The organism is Flavobacterium sp., assembly GCF_043778725.1.
Lineage (GTDB): Bacteria > Bacteroidota > Bacteroidia > Flavobacteriales > Flavobacteriaceae > Flavobacterium.
The window spans coordinates 1-23,924 of the sequence record NZ_JAYWFT010000149.1 but is presented as its reverse complement, the minus strand read 5'-3'; the positions used below and the strand labels follow the sequence as shown (position 1 = coordinate 23,924).

21 protein-coding genes and 1 pseudogene are annotated in these 23,924 nt (G+C 31.1%); 7 read left to right on the top strand and 15 right to left on the bottom strand.

All coding sequences use genetic code 11. The features are described 5' to 3' along the window. Together rpsR and rpsF are read right to left on the bottom strand one after the other, a co-directional pair. A partial coding sequence (gene rpsR / locus ACH2CG_RS13945) for a 30S ribosomal protein S18 (protein WP_395066239.1) occupies positions 1–232 on the bottom strand: 232 nt, incomplete at its 3' end. A gap of 3 nt (positions 233–235) precedes the next feature. Continuing rightward, the gene (rpsF, locus tag ACH2CG_RS13940; protein ID WP_395066237.1) at positions 236–577 is read right to left on the bottom strand and encodes a 30S ribosomal protein S6; all 342 of its coding nucleotides are present in this window, start codon (positions 575–577) and stop codon (positions 236–238) included. Positions 578–748: 171 nt separating this feature from the next. On the opposite strand from rpsF, the gene ACH2CG_RS13935 reads away from it, so the two are divergent. Beyond that, entirely contained in the window at positions 749–1,444 is a 696-nt protein-coding gene (locus ACH2CG_RS13935) for a LytR/AlgR family response regulator transcription factor (RefSeq protein WP_395066235.1), read from the top strand. On the opposite strand, the pseudogene priA reads toward ACH2CG_RS13935, so the two are convergent. From priA to nadC, 4 genes and pseudogenes are all read right to left on the bottom strand, one after another. Next, positions 1,441–3,889, bottom strand: a pseudogene (priA, locus tag ACH2CG_RS13930) (primosomal protein N'). The gene ACH2CG_RS13935 and the pseudogene priA overlap by 4 nt on opposite strands. Before the next feature lie 57 nt (positions 3,890–3,946). Continuing rightward, complete coding sequence (locus ACH2CG_RS13925; protein WP_395066233.1) at positions 3,947–4,375, bottom strand: DUF2147 domain-containing protein; 429 nt, start codon at positions 4,373–4,375, stop codon at positions 3,947–3,949. After that, positions 4,368–5,321, bottom strand: a complete 954-nt coding sequence (locus ACH2CG_RS13920; RefSeq protein WP_395066231.1) for a YihY/virulence factor BrkB family protein — start codon at positions 5,319–5,321, stop codon at positions 4,368–4,370. Before ACH2CG_RS13920 ends, ACH2CG_RS13925 begins: the two co-directional genes overlap by 8 nt. Before the next feature lie 44 nt (positions 5,322–5,365). Then, positions 5,366–6,223: a carboxylating nicotinate-nucleotide diphosphorylase gene (nadC, locus tag ACH2CG_RS13915; protein WP_395066229.1), complete on the bottom strand. Its 858-nt coding sequence runs from the start codon at positions 6,221–6,223 to the stop codon at positions 5,366–5,368. 149 nt (positions 6,224–6,372) lie between these two features. Between nadC and ACH2CG_RS13910 the strand changes: the two genes are divergently transcribed. Beyond that, positions 6,373–7,764, top strand: a complete 1,392-nt coding sequence (locus ACH2CG_RS13910) for an XAC2610-related protein (RefSeq protein WP_395066227.1) — start codon at positions 6,373–6,375, stop codon at positions 7,762–7,764. Positions 7,765–8,026: 262 nt separating this feature from the next. On the opposite strand, the gene ACH2CG_RS13905 is transcribed toward ACH2CG_RS13910, so the two are convergent. The 7 genes from ACH2CG_RS13905 to ACH2CG_RS13875 form a co-directional block, all read right to left on the bottom strand. Further along, positions 8,027–8,419 (bottom strand): hypothetical protein, encoded by a 393-nt coding sequence (locus tag ACH2CG_RS13905; RefSeq protein WP_395066225.1) that lies wholly within the window; start codon positions 8,417–8,419, stop codon positions 8,027–8,029. Positions 8,420–8,677: 258 nt separating this feature from the next. Then, positions 8,678–9,529, bottom strand: a complete 852-nt coding sequence (locus ACH2CG_RS13900; protein ID WP_395066223.1) for a tetratricopeptide repeat protein — start codon at positions 9,527–9,529, stop codon at positions 8,678–8,680. A 298-nt stretch (positions 9,530–9,827) separates the two neighbouring features. Then, on the bottom strand, positions 9,828–10,169 hold the full coding sequence (locus ACH2CG_RS13895) for a hypothetical protein (RefSeq protein ID WP_395066221.1): 342 nt from the start codon (positions 10,167–10,169) through the stop codon (positions 9,828–9,830). Continuing rightward, the gene (locus ACH2CG_RS13890) at positions 10,162–10,419 is read right to left on the bottom strand and encodes a hypothetical protein (protein ID WP_395066219.1); all 258 of its coding nucleotides are present in this window, start codon (positions 10,417–10,419) and stop codon (positions 10,162–10,164) included. Before ACH2CG_RS13890 ends, ACH2CG_RS13895 begins: the two co-directional genes overlap by 8 nt. A 157-nt stretch (positions 10,420–10,576) precedes the next feature. Continuing rightward, positions 10,577–11,047, bottom strand: coding sequence for a DUF1905 domain-containing protein (locus ACH2CG_RS13885; RefSeq protein ID WP_395066217.1), 471 nt, complete (start codon positions 11,045–11,047; stop codon positions 10,577–10,579). A 390-nt stretch (positions 11,048–11,437) separates the two neighbouring features. Next, positions 11,438–12,328: a DUF1963 domain-containing protein gene (locus ACH2CG_RS13880; RefSeq protein ID WP_395066215.1), complete on the bottom strand. Its 891-nt coding sequence runs from the start codon at positions 12,326–12,328 to the stop codon at positions 11,438–11,440. A 162-nt stretch (positions 12,329–12,490) separates the two neighbouring features. Continuing rightward, positions 12,491–12,973 carry a hypothetical protein gene (locus ACH2CG_RS13875; protein WP_395066213.1) on the bottom strand — a complete coding sequence of 161 codons (483 nt, stop codon included), beginning with the start codon at positions 12,971–12,973 and terminating at the stop codon, positions 12,491–12,493. A 788-nt stretch (positions 12,974–13,761) separates the two neighbouring features. On the opposite strand from ACH2CG_RS13875, the gene ACH2CG_RS13870 reads away from it, so the two are divergent. Continuing rightward, positions 13,762–14,037, top strand: coding sequence for an ATP-dependent Clp protease adaptor ClpS (locus ACH2CG_RS13870; RefSeq protein WP_395066211.1), 276 nt, complete (start codon positions 13,762–13,764; stop codon positions 14,035–14,037). A 75-nt stretch (positions 14,038–14,112) separates the two neighbouring features. Here ACH2CG_RS13870 and ACH2CG_RS13865 read toward each other — a convergent pair whose 3' ends face one another. After that, positions 14,113–14,526, bottom strand: coding sequence for a DUF6691 family protein (locus ACH2CG_RS13865; protein ID WP_395066209.1), 414 nt, complete (start codon positions 14,524–14,526; stop codon positions 14,113–14,115). Positions 14,527–14,529: 3 nt separating this feature from the next. Beyond that, entirely contained in the window at positions 14,530–15,087 is a 558-nt protein-coding gene (locus tag ACH2CG_RS13860; protein ID WP_395066207.1) for a YeeE/YedE family protein, read from the bottom strand. Between the two features lie 88 nt (positions 15,088–15,175). On the opposite strand from ACH2CG_RS13860, the gene ACH2CG_RS13855 reads away from it, so the two are divergent. The 4 genes from ACH2CG_RS13855 to ACH2CG_RS13840 all read left to right on the top strand — a co-directional run bounded on the left by ACH2CG_RS13855 (position 15,176) and on the right by ACH2CG_RS13840 (position 23,775). Further along, the gene (locus ACH2CG_RS13855; protein WP_395066205.1) at positions 15,176–15,634 is read left to right on the top strand and encodes a 2-dehydro-3-deoxyphosphooctonate aldolase; all 459 of its coding nucleotides are present in this window, start codon (positions 15,176–15,178) and stop codon (positions 15,632–15,634) included. A gap of 90 nt (positions 15,635–15,724) precedes the next feature. Continuing rightward, on the top strand, positions 15,725–16,543 hold the full coding sequence (gene kdsA, locus ACH2CG_RS13850; protein WP_395066203.1) for a 3-deoxy-8-phosphooctulonate synthase: 819 nt from the start codon (positions 15,725–15,727) through the stop codon (positions 16,541–16,543). A gap of 10 nt (positions 16,544–16,553) precedes the next feature. Continuing rightward, positions 16,554–17,459: a hypothetical protein gene (locus ACH2CG_RS13845; protein WP_395066201.1), complete on the top strand. Its 906-nt coding sequence runs from the start codon at positions 16,554–16,556 to the stop codon at positions 17,457–17,459. A 79-nt stretch (positions 17,460–17,538) separates the two neighbouring features. Continuing rightward, positions 17,539–23,775, top strand: a complete 6,237-nt coding sequence (locus ACH2CG_RS13840) for a fibronectin type III domain-containing protein (RefSeq protein WP_395066199.1) — start codon at positions 17,539–17,541, stop codon at positions 23,773–23,775. Positions 23,776–23,924: the final 149 nt, after the last annotated feature.

Below are 23,924 nucleotides of genomic sequence, written 5' to 3'. Positions count from 1 at the left end.
ACACTTTTCTTTGATACTTCAATGAAGTTCCTGTTAAACGTCTTGGAAGAATTTTTCCTTGCTCGTTAACGAATTTTAATAAAAAATCTGCATCTTTAAAATCAATATATTTGATTCCAGATTTTTTGAAACGACAATACTTTTTAGTTTTGTTTGTTTCGATGTTCAAAGGCGTTAAATATCTAATATCTCCGTCTTTTTTTCCTGAAGCTGATTGTTGTAATGTTGCCATGGGTTACGCTTTTGCTGCTTTAAGTTTTGCTCTTCTTCTTTCTGCCCAAGAGATAGCATGTTTATCAAGACTTACAGTCAAGAAACGCATAACTCTTTCGTCACGTCTAAACTCAGTTTCAAAAGCAATTAATACTTCTGGTGACACTTGGAATTCGAATAAATGGTAAAAACCACTTTTCTTGTTTTGAATTTCGTAAGCTAATTTTTTTAAGCCCCAATCTTCTTTTGATACCATCGTAGCTCCTCTACTTGTAAGAAAATCTTCAAATTTGCTTACTGTTTCCTTTACCTGAACTTCAGATAAAACGGGATTTAAGATGAAAACAGTTTCGTAATGATTCATAATAAATGTGTTTTAATTATATAAAATTGGGTGCAAAAATAATAATAATATTTTAATAAACAAGCGAAAAACAACTATAATCGCTAAAATGCAAAAAAAGCCGATAAACATTAGGCTGCGAAGAAAAAACTTATTATTTTTACATCACCAAATCTATAATAACACTGAATTATGAAATTAAATTGTGTAGTCGTCGATGACAGTTCTCTACAGAGGATGGTCATTGCAAAGTTAGTAAATAATCATCCAAATCTACAACTTGTGGGTGATTTTTCTAATGCAATTGAAGCAAAAAATTGCATGACGGTTCATACTGTTGATTTAATCTTCCTAGATGTTGAAATGCCTGTAATAAGTGGTTTTGATTTTATTGACGGTTTAAAAGTAAAACCTCAAGTAATTTTTATCACCTCTAAAGCAGAATATGCATTAAAAGCATTTGATTATGATGCAACAGATTACCTACAAAAACCTATTGTCTTGGAACGTTTTAACGCATCTGTAAAAAGAGCGCTTGATCTTCACATGATGAAACGTGAGAATTATGAAGAAGAAGGTGAACATATCTTTATTAAAAGTAATTTGAAAAAATTAAAAGTTTTTACAAATAAAATTAAATGGATTGAAGCTTATGGTGATTACGTAAAAGTTGTGACCGAAGAAGACACCAACCTTGTTCTTTCTACAATGAAATCTTTCGAAAAAGACTTGTCTAGAGAAAAATTCATTAGAGTTCACAAATCGTACATTATCAATATTGATAAAGTAGAACGTTTCAATAGTAAATTTGCCGAAATTGGAGTTACTAAAATTCCATTAAGCAGAAACAAAAAAGAAGATTTAATAAAAGCTTTAGCAATTGCTTAATAAAAATCAACGTTTGCAGTAACTTTTATAGCTCTGTATTGCGGTATAGCCTCAAAACTATTCAGTATTTTCTGGATAGTTTTTTTTTGTGTTTACAATTGACCCATTTTGAGGGATTTTTACCATTATTGTCCGAATGTATTCATTGCGTATTCTATTAATTCCTGGTTCTTCAGGACCAAGAACTGGCATTTGCAAATTTTGTTGCAACACTTGATACAACCACATTGATCCTTCTTTTAATTTGTCAAAATCTTTGTGTTTCAAAGTTAATTTTATCAAACGAAAATACGGTGGATACTTATAAATCTGACGTTCATAAAGTTGTTCTTTATACATTCCTTCATAATCATTGTGTGTAACTTGCTGAATCACATTATGATTTACATTGTAGGTTTGAATAATAACTTTTCCGCGTTTGTCCGATCTTCCTGCTCTACCAGAAACTTGTGTCATCATTTGAAAACTGCGTTCGTAAGCTCTAAAATCGGGATGATATAACATCGTATCGGCATTCATAATTCCTACCAACGAAACGTTATCAAAATCCAATCCTTTGGCAAGCATTTGTGTTCCGACTAATATGTCTATTTCTCTGTTTTTAAAACTATCAATTAATTTTTCAAAACTATATTTTCCTCGAGTAGTATCTTGGTCCATTCGTTTAATGTTCTTGGTTGGGAATAACTCCGCCAATTCCAATTCTATTTGCTCTGTTCCAAAACCTTTAGCCGAAATATCTACGCTTGAACACGCATGACAATTGGTTGGTTTTGCAATAGAATAGCCGCAATAATGACAGCGTAATTGATTTTTGAATTTATGATAGGTCAAACTCACATTACAACTTGTACATTGCGGAATGTGTCCACAGGTCATGCATTCTAAAACTGGTGAAAATCCACGTCTGTTTTGAAATAAAATTACTTGTTCACTTAAGGTCAAAGCTTCTGTAATGGCTTCAATTAAAGTCAAACTAAAATGACCTTTCATTCTTTTTTTGAAATAATTTTCTTTTAAATCTACCAATTCTACTTCGGGTAAAGGAGCTTTTCCAAAACGTTCGGAAATAGAAATCATTCCAAATTTTCCCGATTGCGCATTGAAATAAGTTTCAATACTTGGTGTTGCCGAACCCAATAAAACTTTAGCTTTTTGTGCTTGAGCCAAAACTATAGCCGCATCTCGAGCATGATATCTTGGCGCTGGATCTTGTTGTTTAAAAGTTTGCTCGTGCTCTTCATCAATAATGATTAATCCCAAATTAGAAAACGGCAAAAACAAAGACGACCTTGCTCCTATTACAATTTTAGCTTTGTCAGAATTCTCTAAAACTTGATACCAAACCTCAACGCGTTCATTATTAGAATATTTAGAATGAAAAACTGCCACTTGATTGCCAAAATGTGCTGTTAACCTTGAAACTAGTTGTGTTGTAAGCGCAATTTCTGGAAGTAAATACAAAACCTGTTTGCCTTGAGCAATAAATTCTTCTATTAATCTAGTATAAATTTCGGTTTTACCCGATGATGTAACGCCATGAAGCAACGATACTTCCTTGGTTGTAAAACTGTCTTTAATTTCTTCAAATGCTTTTTGTTGGGCTTCGCTTAACGTTAAATTATTGTTGGTTTTATTTTTATCAAAATTTACTCTGTCTTCTTGAATATAATATTCTTCAAATATATTTTTATCAATTAACGCCTTGATAGTTGCTGCTGATGCTTGGGCAACTTCGATCAATTGTTTTACAGAAATTGGCTTTTTTTCTTGAGCATTTATCTGAAAATAATGCATTAAAACTTCTTTTTGCTTTGCTCCTTTTAATGAATCTAACAAAGAAATTAAATTGGCATCTAGCGAAAACTCTTGCTGCAAACGTATGTATCTAATGAGTTTAGGCTTGTATTCTTCTTGCATTTCTTCTTGAAGCGTAAGCACATTTTTGTTCAATAATTTTTGAACTACTGGAAAAATATTCTTCTTGTTGAGGATTGCCATTATATCTTGCACTTTCAACGAACTTTGATGCTGAAGCGCTTCATAAATTAAAAATTCCTCATCAGATAATTCACTTTCATTTATTGTATCGCCTTGTTTTTGAGATATTATAGTTTCACTTTCTAGTATAAAAGCTGATGGCATAGCGCAACGAAAAACATCACCAATATTACACATATAATATGTCGCAATCCAGTGCCAGTGCTGAATTTGGAATTCATTAGCAATAGGTTTTTCATCCAAAATTTGATGGATTTCTTTGGCTTCGTATAATGTTGGCGGATTTTGATGAATATCTAATACCAAACCTGTATAAATTTTGCTTTTCCCAAACGGAACTGCAACTCTCATTCCTTTTTTGATATAATGATACTCTGCCTCAGAAACGCTGTAAGTGAACGTTTTTGGTAAGGATAGCGGTAAAATTACTTCTATGAAATGCATTTTAATTTAAAGAATAAAGAGAATAGAAAATAGATGAAAGAGAAGAAAACAAACTAATTATTTCACTCGATACCAATATTGTGTTCGTCCAAAAAGTGAAATTCCAATGTAGCCACGTACTTTTAGTTTATCATTTCCTTCAAGGGTTATGTAACATTTATACACTTTTCCGTTTTTGGGATCTAACACTTTACCACCGTTGTATTCGTCACCATCTTTTTTTAATCCTTTAATGAATGTAAGTCCTAAAATGGGCTTGTCTTTATCTGCGCCTTCACACAAAGTACATTTTTTATGTCGGTGTTCTGCTTCTAGAATTTCTACAATTTTACCATAGTACTTGCCGTCTTTTTCATAGATTTCAACAACTCCTTTGGCTTTTCCAGTTTCATCGTCTATGGTTTTCCATCGTCCAACAACCGTTTGAGAAAACGCCAATTGACCATAAAAAATTCCTAAAAATAAAATTATAATTTGCTTATTCATAAGTTGATACATTTTTAATTCCTTTAGAATTTTCTTGTTTTCGTAATCGGTGAATTGTGGCATTCAACTCGAAGCCCAAAAGTAAAACCATGCTGTTTATCCAAATGTAAAACATTACTACTAATAACGTTCCAATTGAGCCATAAAGTTCATTATATTTTGAAAATCTTACTACCCAAATTCCGAAGAAATAGGATGATAAAATTATTAAAATTGTAGTAAAAACAGCACCAATGGATATAAAAGAACGTTTAGATTCTTGCTTGGTTCCAAATTTAAATAAGATGGAAGTTGTAATTAAAATCATAGCTATCAAGAAAATATAACGTCCCATTTCTATAAGCGGAATACTATCTGATAATACATCTTGAATTTTAGTTTTCTGAATAAAAACCTCAAATATTACAATGGTTGCCACAGTAATTATTAATATCAACGACAATAAAATAGACATTGCTAATGCTACAAAATATTGACGAAAATACTTGCGCTTTAAGGTAACATGATGCGAACTTTCAAATCCGCCAAGAACAGCATTCACGCCATTTGCCATTAATATAATTGCCATAAAGAAACCTGTAGAAATTAATCCCGAGTGACTGTTATGGAGAATATCATTGATGATTTTGGAAATTGCATCATACGTTGTTGGCGGAACGCTTTGCTGCACAAATCCCATAAAATCTTCTTGAAAACCATCAATTGGAATGTACGGAATTAAGTTCAAAATAAAAAGTGCAAACGGAAACAATGCCATAAAAAAACTGAATGCAATGGCTGTTGCTCTATAAGAAACTGCGCCTTCAATAATACCAATAAAATACAACTCCAACAAGTCGTACAAAGACAACCCATAAAGCCAAGGAAGTTTTATTCTCTTTCCTAAAAGAATAAGTTGCCTTAAAACTGGAATCTTTAAAAGTTTAGCTTCAATTTCTACACTCATATTTATTTTGCCAAAGTAGGCTAAGGTACAGCGTTATTTAATTTTTAAATTGCTTTTAAACTCAAATCCATATTATAAATTGAATGTGTCAATGCTCCAGAAGAAATATAATTTACGCCACATTCAGCATAACTTCTAATGGTATTTTCGTTGATATTTCCTGATGATTCCGTTAGACATTTATCGCCAATTAATTCAACCGCTTTCTTGGTGTCTTCAAAATTGAAATTGTCAATTAAAATTCTATAAATTCCTTCGCTTTGAAGAATCTCTTTTATTTCATCAAGGTTTCTAGCCTCAACAATAATTTTCAAATCTTTATTGTTGGCTTTCAAATATTCTTTAGTTTTATTTATTGCATTGGTTATTCCACCAGCAAAATCGTTGTGATTATCTTTCAGCATGATCATGTCGTACAATGCAAATCTGTGGTTTTCACCGCCACCAATTTTGACCGCCCATTTTTCGCAAGCTCTAAAACCTGGTGTAGTCTTTCTAGTGTCAAGAACTTTGGTATTGGTTCCTTCAAGTAAATCTACATATTTTTTTGTTTTGGTTGCAATTGCACCCATTCTTTGCATCGAATTTAAAACCAAACGTTCTGCTTTTAGAATGGATTGTGAACTTCCCGAAACATGAAAAACTACATCGCCAAATTTAACCGTTGAACCATCATTAATAAACGTTTCAACTACCATTGTTGGATCTACATAATTGAAAACCATTTTGGCAAATTCAACTCCAGCAATAATTCCGTTGTCTTTTACAAGCAACTTGGCTTTACCTTGCGCATTTGCAGGAATACATGCTAATGACGAATGATCGCCGTCGCCAACATCTTCGCGAATGGCATTTTTTATAATAAGTTGAAGTTCGTTTTGAAATTGTGCTTCTGAAATCATACTTTAAATTTGAATGGCTAAATTAATTAAAAATGTTGATTCGTGTAACGATATAAATCTGAATTTATAAATAGATTAACTAAAAAACTTACAATCACTTTTTTTTATACATTTGATAAACAAAAAAGCTTCTGAACTTTTAATATCTAATGAAGAAAATCAATTATTTTTTATTGTCAATTTATATGCTTCTGCTTATTAATGGATGTAAATCTGTTGTTTCTAAACAAATTGAAAAAGCTGCAATTGCTGAAGAAATTGATGTAAAAATTCCGCCATTTGAATACAAAAGAGACGATGTTGACTCTATTTTATTGCGCAGTTTTATTAAATATTACAAAGATAATTATGCGAAAGATTCATCACAAACAAATTACTATGGTGCCGAATTATTGTATCAAAAAGATTCGATTTTTAAAGTTATAAATCTCTACGGTGACTATGTAGGTGCTACATATAATCCTTTTGCAGAAAGTCATATTGCGTATAGAAATAAGTTGTATGCTGAATTTATTTATGGAGAAACCTTTAGAATTGATAAACTATCGCCTTCTAAATACCTGTTTTATACCGATGATTTTAATAGATTGTCTAGTAGTTTTCACTTTTATAATGTTACTTTTAATAATGATTCTGTAGTAATTGAACCAACTTCTAATTATAGAAATTACAAATATGATTTGATTCAAAAAAAGAAAGAAACACTCGAAAATTTATCTGATGAAATTGGAAAATCTAGAAAATTAGAGCGAAATGAACTTTATACACTTGATGTAGATTCTTTAACAATTGAAGCAAATGAAAATTATTATGTTTCACCCGAAGGCTTTTTGTCACGCGAAAATTCTGATGGCTATAGCATTGTTTATTATCATCAAAAATATGGCGATGAAACAGAAAAAGTAGTCCGTTTTATTATAGAAGACACGGTAAGAGAAATAACTTTAGGTATAACTGGAGGCGATTCTGATGGTTATAAAATGACTTCAGAATTTGTAAACGATTCCGTTTTTGTTCAGTCGTTAGTACATAAAGAAACTATAAAAGAGTCTAACGATACAATGGGATATGCATTTGATTCTATTGTAACAAAATTTAGATACAATGAAAAATTTGAATTAGATACGATAAGCAAAGACACTTTCAAGTATAAGAAATACCGTTTTAAAAGGTACAATCAACCGGTAGAAAATCACATTTTTTATAGTATGCCATTTAAAATTAATGGTCTAAATTGTTTTTGGATTACTACTACCGAAGTTATTTTTAGAGCCAATGGAACGCCGCTTAAAGCAAAAGATATCTCAAGAAAATTGATTAATAGTGAAACTAAAAAGCCAATTTTAAGTTCGCAAAATGATATGATTATTGGCAAAGAAAATGATTTATTTTATTCCTTAATAGATAATTTTAAAGATTTCAACTTTGATGGATATTTAGATTTTTCCATTTATAATTCTGTATGTTCTGGTGCTAGTCATGCTTTTTATGACACTTATTTATTCAATCCTAAGACTAAAAAATTTGATTATAGAAAATAATGCAAATTTTATTACTTAGTTCAAAACCATATTGTAGTAGTTCTAGAATGCAACAACTTTAAAATTTTGATAACCGAAATATAACTGTTTTCTTTTGATATGTTTTTCTTACTCAAAAATTGTGTACTTAAATTTTATTTTAAAGAGAAAATAATTTACTCCATTTTCTCCTCGCAAGACTAAATTTGTTTTTATTACTTAAAATAATGAAAATAAATTTAATTTTATTTGTTTTTATGCACAGTTGTTTGTTAGTGGCTGGCTAATTTCCATTAAATCTTCTTACCAATTTTATTTTAGTACAATCTTTTGTTTCGGATACTTCTATTAAGAGAAAAGATTCAAGAATCGTTTTGTCATATCTCAAAATATCTATCATAGTTTCATTTTCAACTGTATAAATTGCAATTTTATGATAATCTTTCGGGTATCGAGTAACATTTCTTGTTGGCGGTTCTTTGCAATTCGACTCTTGACCAAATACGAAAGCATTTTTGCGATAAAATGTCCAATCAACTACTTCACATAAACTTTTATGTTTTGTTCCTTCTTTATAAACATATACATTTAAAGTGTCTTTTTTGAAGTATATACTATCAATATTATTAAATTCCCAAGATTTGATTGATTGCAAACCAAACTTTCCTTTTTTCATTTCCACAATACTGTTTTTAACTATTTTCTGAATTGAGGATTTTGTCGGTTTGATTTGAGCAAACAAACAAATTGGAAATAAAAAAACTATGTAGATTAATTTGTAATTATTCATTTAATTTTCTTTTTACGGCAGTTTTTTTCGCGGTTCACGAAAGCTAACCACTAACGTTTCGCAGCTTGCAGAAGTGGCGGATTAAGGAAGGTGAAACTTTCGGTTTTTCACTGACTTTGCAAACTGCTGTTAGCCGTTGTATTTTTATTTATTTAATTCGGTTTCCATTTTATTTAAATTTTTTGTGTACTGATTTTCAGTTTTTGACCATTTTTCTGCTTCGATTTTCCACTTTTTAAAATTAGTTTTATTTTTTGCTTTAAAATATTCATAAGCTAAATTATACGCAGTTTCTTGAACAAAATTCTGTTCAGTACAAATTTTACTCATTTTTAAATAAGTTTCTTCAACTTTTTCAAAATTCACGAGTTTTGTATATGTGTATGCCAATTCTTTGTAAGTATAACAATCTTTAGGATTTTCTTCAATTGCTTTTTTAAGAGCAAATTCTGCTTTATCAAATTTCCCTAAAGCATTATATGAAAATGCAAGTTCTGTTTGTAAACCTTTAAATTTAGGATCAATTTTGTCCGCTTTTTCAAGATAAATTAATGCTTTCTCACATTCATTCCAACCATTATACATATATCCCCAACGGTATAATCTATCTACAGAATTCTCATCAGTTTTATAAGCTTTTAACCAATCAGGTGTTTTTTCAATATTTAATTCTTTAAATTTTGTTTCTGGAATTTCGGCAATTGCTGTTCTGTTTGGTTGAAGTCTAGATTTTATAAATCTAACTTCATTTCCAAATTCACTTTTAAGTCTATTAAACTTTCCATCTTTTTCTATTTTGAATTTTCCTTCATAGTTGAAAGTCAATCCCGCTTGAGAATCGATATAAATAAATCCAAAAGTGTATGTACTATCTTTGTCTATTTGATATGCAATCCATTTGTCTTCACATTGAACGTTTCTTTTGTCAAATTTCAAAGTGTTTTGAGCATTCAAACTGATAGTAAATAATGTAAAAAGTAGCAAAAAATATTTCATATAATGTTGTTTTTTAGTTTTTTGGGCAATATAACGGCTAACTTTCAAATATACTCATGTACATCAAAAAAATCACATACAATTAAATTTATATTATTCAAATATGTAAAAAAAATCTAAATTTTATTACTCAGTTCAAAACCATATCGCCTTAGTTTTAAAATGCAACAACTTTAAAATTTCGCTTACTGAAATATAACTGTTTTCTTTTGGTATGTTTTTCCTACCCAAAAATTGTGAAATTAAATTTTGTTTGTTTTTATGCACAGTTCTTTGTTATATCCAGTTTTTCTATTTTTCAAGTTTTATTGTCAAAAATACTTGGATTTAACACTTTCTCTAGGTCTCCAATTTTGAGTAAGTCTTGAATAGTCTGTTGAATACATTCTCTTGTCAGTTCCTTAACAAATAAATCAGGCGGTTTTTGATATAGTCCACTTAAATTTTCTCCTGTTTTCTTGTTTTCATTAATTACAGTTTGTAAAAACTTAAATGTCCAAACATTGATTCCATAATGTCGACCATCTTCCAAGTCAACGTGAATATTACAGAATTCATTTTCAATAACCCAATTGTTAGGTTCAAATTCTTCAAATTCTAACCATAGTTTAAAATTATGATTTGTTAATTGGCTATTCATAGATTTTCGCTCCTTTAAAAATGTCAGCAAACATAGACCAGTCTGGTTTGTCAGCATTTACATTAAGTTTTATATTGTCGTAATAACCTTGAATATCTTCCGTGTATGCGCTTAACGCTTCTAAAAAGTCAGGTACTGTTTTGTTTTCCCAATTTTCAGGGTTGTCTAAAAAGTCCTTACGTAATAAGTCAAGAAACTTAACAAAGGTTTGTCTGTCTGTTACTTTAAAATTGTCGATTTCATTTTTCATAATTACTGAAACGTTCGTTCCACGGCTTCATGAAGTGGCGATGCACCAAAACCAAGCCTTCACAAATATAACAAAAACTTTAAATTAAAGACCTTTGCAATTTCTGATAAATCCCATGCCTCGCCATTTCTTGAAACGGCTGTTAGCAGTAGTGTTATTAATTCATTTGTTCAAGTTTAGCAATAAATTTTACAATTTTTTCTACTTTCTGATTTTCAGTTGCGGATGAATTTATGTTCTGAATTATTTCGTTTTGTTCCTCAATTTTAAGTTTATTGAATATATTTAAAACTTCGGCATCTCTGAAACATTCAAAAATCATTTCATTTGCGTTATTTTTTTCTTTGTTTTGATTTTCAAGATAAAGAGTAACATTTACTTTTTCTCCAGCTCCTTTTCCAATAGAATTTCTAATTTCAGAGTTTAACGCCATTTTTTTGTCAGCGTTTTTCATTGGACCTAAATTCTTATTTTTGATTTCAAAATTGTCAATTTTACCAGACACTTTTAAATCGCCCCATTTTCCCTTTATGTTTTTTGTATTTGGTATAATAAGTTGATAAGTCCAAGCACCGTTTCCAGGAATATATTGAATTTCTAATGTTTCATTTTCTACTATAAAATTCATAGTTTGTATTCTGATTATTTAGGTTTTTTGCGATTCTGCGAAAACATTACTGCTAACTTTCAAATATACGCATGTATATCAAAAAAATCACAAACAATTAAATTTAAATTATTCAAATATGTAAAAAAAAGCTAAATTTTATTACTCAGTTCAAAACAATATTGCAGTAGTTCTAGAATGCAACAACTTTAAAATTTCGCTTACTGAAATATAACTGTTTTCTTTTGGCATGTTTTTCCTACCCAAAAATTGTGAAATTAAATTTTATTTTAAAGAGAAAATAATTTCCTCCATTTTCTCCTCGCAAGACTTGTTTTTATTACTTAAATAATGAAAATAAATTTAATTTTATTTGTTTTTAAGCACAGTTCTTTGTTGTGCGTAGTATTTTTATGTTGTTTGAAACGAAATTTTCAAATCATTAAAATTCTTTTTTTCTAATTCTTTAGTTTTTAATCCAATATAGAAAACGCTACTTCCTCCAAATTTATCTAAATTTGTATTTGAATCCATACAATCTAATTGAATTAAATTGCTGAATGTTTTAGAGTTTTTGAGAATTTCACCCCACTTTTCTGTATATTCATCATATGACACATCTAATTCTTCTCTACTGAATTCATAAACAACGCTTGACTGGATAGATTTGTCTTCGCCCAAAATTTGGTGCATATTATCTGCATTTTCATTTAGTTTTTCCGCAATATATTCCTCAGTATCTTGATAAAAATAGAAGTAGATATCTTCATATTTTTCATCAAAATAAATAAGTTTATAATTTTCATCATCTGGAATAGTTAGACTTTCAAAATATTGAATTTCTGCTGGTTCAACTTTTCCTTCTGTTTTTAAAGTTGTTGGATATTCTTTTCGTTCTAATTCTTCAAGGTTTTCTATAAAGAATATTTTGTAATCTTTTTGTTCTACAGAAAATTCATTGTGTTCTCCATTAATTCCAATAAATATATAAAACATTCCTTTTTCAGGAAGTAAATTTTCAACATCAAATTTTTTCAATTCTGAAATATTATATTGAGCACAAAAAACTAAATCAGAATCATTTAATCTTGGCCACGAAATATCTTTTGGTAAATCTGGTTTTCCTCCAATTTTTGAACCTCCAATTTTCAAATTATCAGATTCCATTTTTTTTGTTAATATTCCAATAGCAGGTTTAATTAATTTGATGATTTTTTCTTTATCATCTTCTGAAAGTTTATTGTCAGATTTTTTAATAAACTTGATAAGTTTTTCTAATTTACTTTTTTTGAAATTAAACATATTTTCTGTTTTTCAGGTTTTTTTGGGAATATTACGCACAACGTTCCCACGCTACAAGTAGTTTGGGACTAAATTAAGCCTAAATTTTCGGATTTGCCAAATATTTCTGATACAAAACCAATTTCAAATTAAGCCAAATCCCCAAATTGCTTGTAGCGTGTGTTAGCAGGCGTTTTTTTTTAGTTTTTTAATTCCAAAGATTATGAAAACTATTGATGTTAAAATTAATAGCACGCTAAAATATAGTTCAATTTTATGGTCTTTTGAGAAAATTATTTTGTTATTCCTTTCAATATAATTAATACCATAATTTGTTCCATCTGAATTTGGATATGATTTATCCACAAAGAATTTATAATTTTTGCCTGTTTCTATTTTGTAATAAGTAGAATCATTTATTGATTGACTTTCTGAAGAATATCCAATAGCCAGCTTTTCTAATTTATTTTCTAACTTAAATTCTAAATAATAAAAGTGAACACCTTTTATAGAAGTAGAATATGTTTTGTTTTTGTCAATGACTTTACCCTCAATAATCTTCAAATCTGTTTTAGCTCTTGTGGCTCTGCTTAAAAGCATTATTCCAGTAAATAGGCATATTACCATAAATAACAGGACAATTATCGTAATTATTTTTTTGGACATTTAAAGTTTATTTTAAATTTTAGTTAGTCAAAATGCCTGCTAACTTTCAAACATACGCAAGTACATCAAAAAAATCACATACAATTAAATTAATATTATCCAAATATTTAAAAAAAAGCTAAATTTTATTACTCAGTTCAAAACCATATTGCAGTAGTTCTAGAATGCAACAACTTTAAAATTTCGCTTACTGAAATATAACTGTTTTCTTTTGGTATGTTTTTCCTACTCAAAAAATTGTGTACTTAAATTTTGTTTATTTTTATGCACAGTTGTTTTTTGGCAGCAGTTAATAACAGCAATTTTTATACTTAATTATGGAAGGAACCTGTCATTTAGACTAAATCATTCATTATAATTTGAAAGGGGAAATTAGATTTTAAAAAAAATATTGAGAAATTGTGAAAATTAAACAATGCTTACCAATATTATTATTTGAAAACTTATCAGAAAATAAAGTACTCTAAAATTATTGAACAAAAAACAGAAAAAGATAAAATTCTAAGTCGATAAAACTGCAATTCTTACAAAAACTGAATAATTTTATTATATTTACATACTCGAAAATATTAAAATTAGATATCATGGCAAAAAGTCAAGACGCAAAAAAGACCGTAAAAAAAGAACCGCTTAAAACGGCAAAAGAGAAAAAAGAAGAAAAAAGAAGCAAGAAGAACACTCCAAAAAGAGACTAAAAAAACACTCCTCAATTGTGAAAAACGATTGAGGATTTTTTATACATTTGCACTATATATTTTAAAGTGCATAAATATAAAATTTGTAGATAGATGAGTACAATAGAAAAAACTAGAGAAAAAATTTCAATTAAAGAACAAGTAGCAATTAATAATGAAATTGTGCTTTATAATGACGATGTAAACACATTTGATCATGTAATTGAAACCTTAATTTTTGTTTGTGAACATACATCAGAACAAGCAGAACAATGTGCTATTCTTGTACATTACAAAGGAAAATGTATTGTAAAAACTGGTTCGCTAGAAGAATTAAAGCCACAATGTACACAATTATTAGAGGCAGGATTAAGTGCAGAAATAATTTAAATTACAATTTAATATTTCTTCTTTTTTAGAGCGATAATTGATTTATTCTTGAGGATTTAAAACAATATAGAGTAATTAATGTGGTAAATAATCTTTAATAACTCCATAAAGAAAAGTTCCAAGTAAAGCGCCTATTAAAATTAATACAACACTTATAAATCCTGCCCCAATAAGAATAAAAATTGGACCAGGACAAGCGCCAACCAAAGCCCAACCTAATCCAAATATTAGACCTCCTATCCAATAACGAAAAGTACCTTTTTCTTTATCTAAAATTTCAATAGGAAGTCCGTTACTGTCTTTAATTTTATATTTTTTAATTATTTGAAGTCCAACAATTCCTGTAGCAATTGCTGTGCTAATAATTCCATACATGTGAAAAGAATCAAATTGAAACATTTCATAAATTCTATACCACGAAACAGCTTCGGCTTTAGTTAAAACCAATCCAAAAACGAAACCAACTATTAAATATTTTAATAAATTCATAATTTAAAAAATTAAAGGAAAAATAAAATTAACCATTATTAATCCTCCTATAAAAAAACCTACAACAGCTTTTAATGAAGGAAGTTGAAAATTGCTCAACCCAGATATGGCATGTCCAGAAGTGCATCCACCAGCGTATCTTGAGCCAAAACCAATAAGAAGTCCACCAATAATAAGCAACGATATTTTCTTTACAGAATAAAAAACATCAAAACCAAATAAAGCATTGGGCACTAATTTTGAATTAGGTGCATCAATTCCCAATAATTGTAATTTTTGAATTGTTACGGGATTTATAGCAACATTAGAGGAATTATTTAAAAAATGAGTTGCAACATAACCTCCTATCATTGCGCCTACTAAGACAATTAGATTCCATTTTTGAGCTTTCCAATCCCAATCAAAAAAAGGCACTCTTTTTCCTATTCCGGTCATAGAACAAAGACTTCTAAGATTGGAAGACATGCCAAATACTTTTCCAAAATAAATTAAAGCAATCATTACAAGTCCTATTATAAAACCCGAAACAGACCAATGCCAAGTTTGAGATAAAAAATTCATATCTAAGTTTATTTTTTTACAAAAATAGAAATAGTGGTTTGATATTTGATAATTAATTAACATATTTGAATAAAAAAAACTGTTTAAAATGAAAACAAACAATTTATTGCTTCTATTATTAATTGTAGTACTATTTTCTTCGTGTGGAAGCATAAAATCTACAATAATGAATGTTGATAATGCAGCTGTAAAACCTCTTGTAAAGAACAATCAATTTATATTAACCGAATATTCTACCGACTCAAAATATGGATACAACAAAGATTATCCTATTAATTTAGGGTTTGAAAACGAAAAATATTCACAAGGAAATATTGCTCTTTTTTTTAATGCTATTGCAGGTCCAAATGGTGCAAAAATTAGCTATGAAAAAATCGACACGTGTTGTCCATTTCCAACAAAAAGAAACATTATGGGTGCAGGAACATTGGAAGTTTATCAAGTAACAATAGAAGGCACAGAAAAAAAAATCGTGTTGTATATCAATCTTTTTGAAAAAGGAAAAATTGTTTGTCCAAAAGGATTTACTATAAAAAACACCAAATAAGAGCCTTTAATTTTAACATATATAAAACCTTCTAATAGTCTCGTTAGAAGGTTTTTTCTTATTATATTTGCATGTCAAAATTCACAAAAAATGAACATAAAAAATATTCCACAAATCAAGTATACCGAGAGTGGTAACTTTTTTCTTTTAGCCGGTCCGTGCGCAATTGAAGGAGAAGAAATGGCAATGAGAATAGCCGAAAGACTTATTACAATTACAGACAAATTAGAAATTCCATATGTATTTAAAGGCTCATTTAAAAAAGCCAATCGCTCTAGAATTGATAGTTTTTCTGGTATAGGAGATGAAAAAGCATTGAAAATACTTCGTAAAGTTTCTGAAACCTTTAAGGTACCAACTGTTACAGATATTCATACCAATGAAGACGCAATAATGGCAGCAGAATATGTTGATATTCTTCAAATTCCTGCTTTTCTAGTGCGACAAACTGATTTGGTCGTTGCTGCTGCAAATACTGGAAAGACAGTAAACTTAAAAAAAGGACAGTTTATGAGTCCCGAAAGCATGAAACATGCAGTTCAAAAAGTTTTAGATTGTCACAATGAAAATGTTATGGTAACCGATAGAGGCACCATGTTTGGTTATCAAGACATGATTGTTGATTACAGAGGCATACCAACTATGCAACAGTATGCTACAACTGTTCTAGATGTAACGCATTCATTGCAACAACCCAATCAAACTGCTGGAGTAACAGGTGGAAGACCAGATATGATAGAAACAGTTGCAAAAGCAGGTATTGCTGTAGGAGTTGATGGTATTTTTATTGAGACGCATTTTGACCCTGCAAATGCTAAAAGTGATGGTGCGAATATGCTTCACCTAGATTATTTTGAAGACCTTATGACCAAACTAGTTGCAATTAGAAAAACTATAAATCAATTTTAAATAACAAAAAATGTCCTTTAGATTAAATTTTTTAGCGGTGTTATTCTGTTTTCTTTTAACACTAACAATCTTCGCTCAGAAAACATCCAATAACGAAAAATATACAGCACACAATAAAGGTAAATTCTATATTTATTGGGGTGGAAATAGAGAGGATTTTACAAAATCGGATATTCACTTCACTGGAAATAATTACGATTTTACAATTTATGATGTTCGCGCAGACGATAAGCCAAAAGGTTGGCACGCTGATTATGTTAATCCTGCAAGGATGACTATACCTCAAACTAACTTTAGAATGGGATATTACATAAACGATCATTACAACATTTCTATAGGCCTAGATCACATGAAATATGTTATGAGGCAAGATCAAATAGCCAATGTTACTGGAACTATTAACCTACCATCAACAGATATAGGTTCAATGTACAATAATCCTAATAATTTACCCTACAACAATACACCAGTTAATTTACTTACAAATTACTCTGAAGATGATGTGTCTGCAGTACCGCCATTTTTAACATTTGAACATACAGATGGATTAAATTATATAAATACCGAAGTAGCGAGGGTTGACGATATATCAAAAATATTTAAAATTAAAAATACAGATAAATTTCAACTAAATCTTATAGAAGGAATAGGAACAGGTATATTGTATCCTAAGACCAATGCAAAAGTTTTGGGAAAAGAACGACATGATGATTTTCATGTTTCAGGATATGGAATATCAGCTAAGGTTGGTCTTAATTTGACTTTTTTCAAACACTTTTTTGTTCAAACAGAATTAAAAGGAGGCTACATAAATATGAACGACATAAGAACGACAAGTGAAAATATAGACAAAGCAAGTCAACACTTTATGTTTTTACAAAGAATAATAGCTTTTGGAGGAATTTTCAAAATATAACTTAGTTTTTATTATTTTTTTTATATTTTTGGTAATTATCTAAACAATAAATCAAACAAACCACTCAATTTATATTCTTATGAAGAAAATTATTTTATTAACCCTTACATTGTTATTTTCAATCTTAGGATACTCGCAGTTTCCTACACCAGGTATAGAAGGCTTTGAAGGAACTACAGGACCAGATCTTCCAGCAGCAACAACTCCTTCTGCATGGACTTTAGGAACTGGAGCTACTGGAAATCAATGGGCTGTTTTTGATAATGGCATTGGTCTTACAAGAAGATGGAATATCACGAGTGTAGCTGCTAATATATATTCGGGAGTTAACTCTGCTTATATGGATAGAGAAAACATTGGAGCAGGAAACTCCTCTGAAGATTATCTTGCTACGCCACTAGTAACAATTCCAGCTAATGGTCAATTGCGCTTTTGGACTAGATCTACTCAAAATGGAGCAAATCCAGACTCACAATATATCATAAAAATCAATTCAGTTGCAGGTACTCAAACAACATTAGCAAATTATAATATTAACCCAATTCCAGCATCATGGAGTGATGTAACATTATCTGCTGCTTACAATGTTTATGAAGAAAAAGTAGTCGATTTATCATCTTTTGCAGGACAACAAGTATACATAGCCTTTGTACTAAAAAATACACAATCTACTGGAGCAGTTACTACTTTAGACAGATGGCTAATTGATGGCGTTAAAATAGTTCAAAGGTGTTTAGAACCTACAAATCTATCGGCAACAAATATTTCGCAAACAACAGCCGAATTAAGTTGGATTAATCCAAGTGGTTCTACTTCATGGGAAATAGAAGTAACTAATACTACGCCAACTGGTTCTGGTGTTATTTATAATGGTGCATTACCTTATATTGCATCAGGATTATTACCCTCTACAGGTTATGTTTATTATGTTAGATCTTTGTGTAGCAACTCTTCTAGTAACTGGGTTGGTCCATTTAACTTTTCTACAAGTTCTCCAGGTCTAAGTTGTACAGCACCAATAGTAATTACAACTTTACCCTACAGCACAACAGATAATACCTCCAATTATGGAGATACAACGGATACAACTCAGCCTGCAGCATGCGCAGGAACTGCAACTAACTATATGACTGGTAATGATGTTTTCTATTCTTATACTCCCGCAACAACTGGAACAATAAGCATAACGATGACACCAAATGATAACTGGTCTGGAATATTTGTATATCAAGGTTGTCCAAATGTTGGAGTAACTTGTGTAGCTGGAGTTGCCAATAATGGAAGCGGAGTAAGATCAATTCCTAGTTTAAGCGTTACAGCTGGCCTTCCATATATCATAGTAATTTCAAGTAATGCTACACCACAAACAATTGGCTATTCATTACTGATTCAACAAGTAAATTGTCCTCAACCAAATAATTTGTCTGCTACAAACCTCGGACAAACAACAGCTTCATTGTCTTGGGGTAATCCTGGAGCAGCTTCATCTTGGCAAATAGTTGTTCAATCACTAAACGCAGGAATACCAACAGGAGCAGGAACGACAACTACCGTTAACACTAATTATTCTGTTTCAGGACTAACTTCGGCAACTGCATACGAATATTATGTAAGAGCCGATTGTAATAATGGAACTTTTAGTGCTTGGTCTGGACCTTTTCCTTTTAATACAAATATTTGTGATGTCGCTCAGCAATGTAGTTATACATTTAGACTTACAGATACATTTGGTGATGGATGGAACGGAAATACAATAAGTGTTAGACAAAACGGTATAGAAGTTGCTCTTTTAGGACCAACCTTTACAACAGGAACGGGACCGATAAATATTGTAGTTCCAATGTGTAATAACCTTCCTTTTGAATTATATTGGAATACTGGTGGTTTTTTTGCTAATGAGATTGGTGTTTCAATTATAAATTCATTTTCGCAAACAATTTTTACAAAACCTCCAGGAACAGGATCACAAAATTCTTCGATTTTTTCGGGAACGGTTGATTGCTTAACTCCTGTATGTTTACCTCCAAGTAACTTAACCGCTACTTTTATCTCTCAAACATCAGCAACACTAGGTTGGACAACATCTGGACCAGAATCTTCATGGGAAATTATTGTGCTTCCTGCTAATTCGCCAGCGCCACTTCCAAATAATCCTTTATGGACTGCAGCACCTAACAATCCTACTATTGTCTCTGGATTAACATCTGGAACATCTTATGACTTTTATGTTAGACCTATTTGTTCTGCAACCAATACAGGCGCACCAAGTATTGTACACAATTTTAACACAACTATTTGTCCTCCTGCAAATCAATGTAACTATTCATTTACTATGACAGATACATTTGGTGACGGATGGAACGGAAATACAATGAGCATAATTCAAAATGGTATTGTTGTGGCAACAATTGGTTCTACATTTACAACCGGAAACGGTCCAATTGTGATTCAAGTACCTTTGTGTCATGGAATCCCATTTAGTTTACAATGGAATGCTGGAGGAAATTTTGCAAATGAAGTTGGTGTGTCAATTCAAGAAGCATTAACACCACAAGCAACTATTTATACAAAAGCACCAGGCACAGGAGCACAAGGAACAATTCTTTACACAGGAACTGCAGAATGCTTCTTACCAACATGCCCAAAACCTATCAATTTAACAGCAACAAGTGTAACTCAAACTTCAGCAATTTTAGGTTGGTTTGAACAAGGAACGGCTACCGCATGGGAAATCTATTTAGTTCCTTTTGGACAACCTGCTCCTACTCCAACATCATTAGGTATTGCTACAACAAATCCATATTTAATTTCAAGTTTACCAGCTGGAACAGCATATACATTTTATGTAAGAGCAAAATGTTCTCCTACGGATGTAAGTTTATGGTCACAGCCTTTAACATTTGGTACTTTACCTGTAAATGACGAATGTAGTACTGCATCATTCGCAATCGTAAATCAAAATTTAAATTGCGTTCAAACTACTCCAGGAACTTTAATTGGAGCAACGCAATCATTACCTGCGGTAAACTGTCCTCCAGGAGTGGCAAACGATGATGTTTGGTATACTTTTACAGCCACAGCTGCAACTCACATTATCTCTTTTAATAATGTTACACCTGCTAACACAGATTTAGATTATGCTATATTTCAAGGATCAAATTGTGGTTCGTTAACTCAATTATCCTGTAATACTGGAGCTGGATTAACTGCTGGAGTTACTTATTACATAAGAATTTATTCAGCATCAGCTACACAACAATTAGTTAACTTTAATCTTTGTATAGGAACACTTCCATGTACAGAGGCACCAGCATTTTGTACAGGACAAACTGTTACTTATGCTAACTCAACCAATGTACCAAGTTTAGGTCAAATTGGCTGTTTGTTTACATCTCCAAATCCTGCATTTTTCTTTTTACAAGTAAATGCTGCTGGTCCATTAAGTTATTTAATCTCTCAAGTAGATAATAATGGTATCCCAAGAGATGTTGATTATGTAGCTTGGGGACCATTTTCAGATTTAAACGCAGCTTGTTCTGGAGTTCCTCAAAATCCATTGCCAGGCGCAACACCAATTCCAACACCAGCAACAGGATGTCCTGGAACTTTGCACGCTTGTAGCTATTCTACTGCACCTCAAGAAATTATTTGTATTCCTAATGCACAATTGTGTGAAGTATATGTAATTATGATTACAAACTTCTCTAATCAAGCAGGTAATGTTACATTTACACAAACAAATAATGGCGGAGGAACAACGTCTTGCTTTCCAATAAATACTTTTAATTATCCTCTTACAACTTATTGTCAAGATGGTGTAGATCCAACACCTGTTTTGGCTCCTGCTGCAGCTGCTGGTACTTATTCGTCAACTCCTGGATTAGTAATTAATCCTACAACTGGAACTATTGATTTATCTGCAAGTACTCCTGGAGCCTATGTTATAACTAGTACAACTGCAACTACTGTTGGTGGACCTTGTAATAATATACCTGCAATAACAACAACAAGAACAGTTATTATTACTGCTCCGTCTAACGCAACTATAGCATATTCAAACCCTGCATATTGTAACAATGTATCAAGCGTTCAACAAATAATAAGAACTGGTACTTCTGGAGGATCTTATTCATCAACACCTTCTGGATTATCAATTGATACTAATACTGGAAACATAGTGCCCAGTGCAAGTATTCCTGGAGTATATACAGTAACTTATTTAATTGCTGCGTCTGGTGGTTGTCCACTATTTACAACTCAAACTACAGTTACAATAATTGCAACACCTGTAATTGCTCAAGTTGCAAACGTAGTTTCATGTGGTAACTATGTTTTACCAAATATATCTGTAGGAAATTATTATACAAGCGCTAATGGTACTGGAACTTTACTTCCTTCTGGCACAGTAATAAGCTCAAATCAAACTGTTTACATACATGCTGAATCTGGAACGAGTCCAAATTGTATTTCTGATGCAAGTTTTACAATAACTATAAGCACTGGTGCTCCAGATTCATTACCAAACGTTACAAGTTGCGATAGTTATATATTACCAGCTTTATCCGCCAATAATAACTATTATACTGGATCGCTCGGAACAGGTACATTATTAACCGCAGGAAGTTTAGTAACTTCTTCACAAACATTATATATAAATTATCAACTAGGATCATGTAATTCTGATACTTCATTTGTCATTACTATCAACACTACTCCAACAATTGCTGCTTCAGTAAATGTTACTGCATGCGATAGTTATACGTTACCTTCACTAACATCTGGAAACTATTATACCGCTTCTGGTGGAACAGGAACAATGTTAATTGCTGGCACTGCAATTACAACTACGCAAACAATTTATGTGTATTCGCAAACTGGAACAACTCCAAATTGTTTTGTTCAAAACAGTTTTGTTGTAACTATTAATACTACTCCAACTATTGCTACTTCAGTAAATGTTACTGCATGCGATAGTTATACGTTACCAACACTAACATCTGGAAACTATTATACCGCTTCTGGTGGAACAGGAACAATGTTAATTGCTGGTACTGCAATTACAACTACGCAAACAATTTATGTGTATGCGCAAACTGGAACAACTCCAAATTGTTTTGTTGAAAACAGCTTTGTTGTAACTATTAATACTACTCCAACAATTGCTGCTTCAGTAAATGTTACTGCATGCGATAGTTATACGCTACCAACACTAACATCTGGAAACTATTATACTTCTTCTGGTGGAACTGGTACCATGTTAACTGCTGGAACTGTAATAACAACTACAAAAACAATATATGTGTATGCCCAAACTGGAACAACACCAAATTGTTCTGTTGAAAATAGTTTTGTTGTTACAATTAATGTTACTCCTACAATAGCACCGTCAGTAAATGTAAACGTATGTGATAGCTATACTTTACCAGCATTAACCTCTGGAAACTATTATACTGCATCTGGTGGTACTGGAACAATGCTACCTGCTGGAACTACAGTTACAACTTCACAAACAATTTATGTGTATGCGCAAACTGGAACAACACCAAATTGTTTTGTAGAAAATAGTTTTACAGTAAATATAACGTTAACTCCTGTTATTAATCCGATTGCTGATGTTGATGCTTGTAATAGCTATACTTTACCAACTCCAGCAGTAGGAAACTATTTTACAGGTCAAAATGGGACTGGAACACAAATAACACTTCCGGCTACATTAACGACCTCACAAACGCTATATGTTTATGCTCACAACGGAACTTGTAGCGATCAAGAAGCTGTTACAATAACAATAACTCCTTCTCCAATATTTACAATGAATGGTGGATGTCAAGGAAGTATTTATATAGTAGAAACAGTTGCGGTAAACTTCAATCCAAATACTGCAAGTTACACTTGGTTAAATCCTTCTGGTACAATAATTACTGGCGCAACAAATTCAACACTTGAAGTATCACCAAGTTCTCCTGGACAATATACATGCATTGTAACTATTCCAAATGGAACAGGATCAACATGTTCTAACAACGGAATATTTAATGCTAATGATGTCACTTGTTCAATACCACGAGGAATTTCACCAAATAATGATCAAACTAATGACACATTTGATTTAACAGGATTAAATGTTAAACAATTGAGTATCTATAATAGATATGGAACAAAAGTTTACTCTAAAACAAATTATGTAAATGAATGGAGTGGATTATCTGATTCTGGCAATGAGTTACCAGACGGAACTTACTATTATGTAATTGAAAGAGACAATGTAGAAACAAAAACGGGTTGGGTTTACATCAACCGAGAAATAATTAAATAGAAAAAATACTCCCATTATGGACATGCCCCAAAAAGTTAGACACTATTTGGTGCATTTTTTATGGAAAGAAAAGTTAAATATGATTATGCATTTAAAGAAGATTGCATAAAATTAGTTTTAGAACAACACAATTCTTATGGATTTGTTTC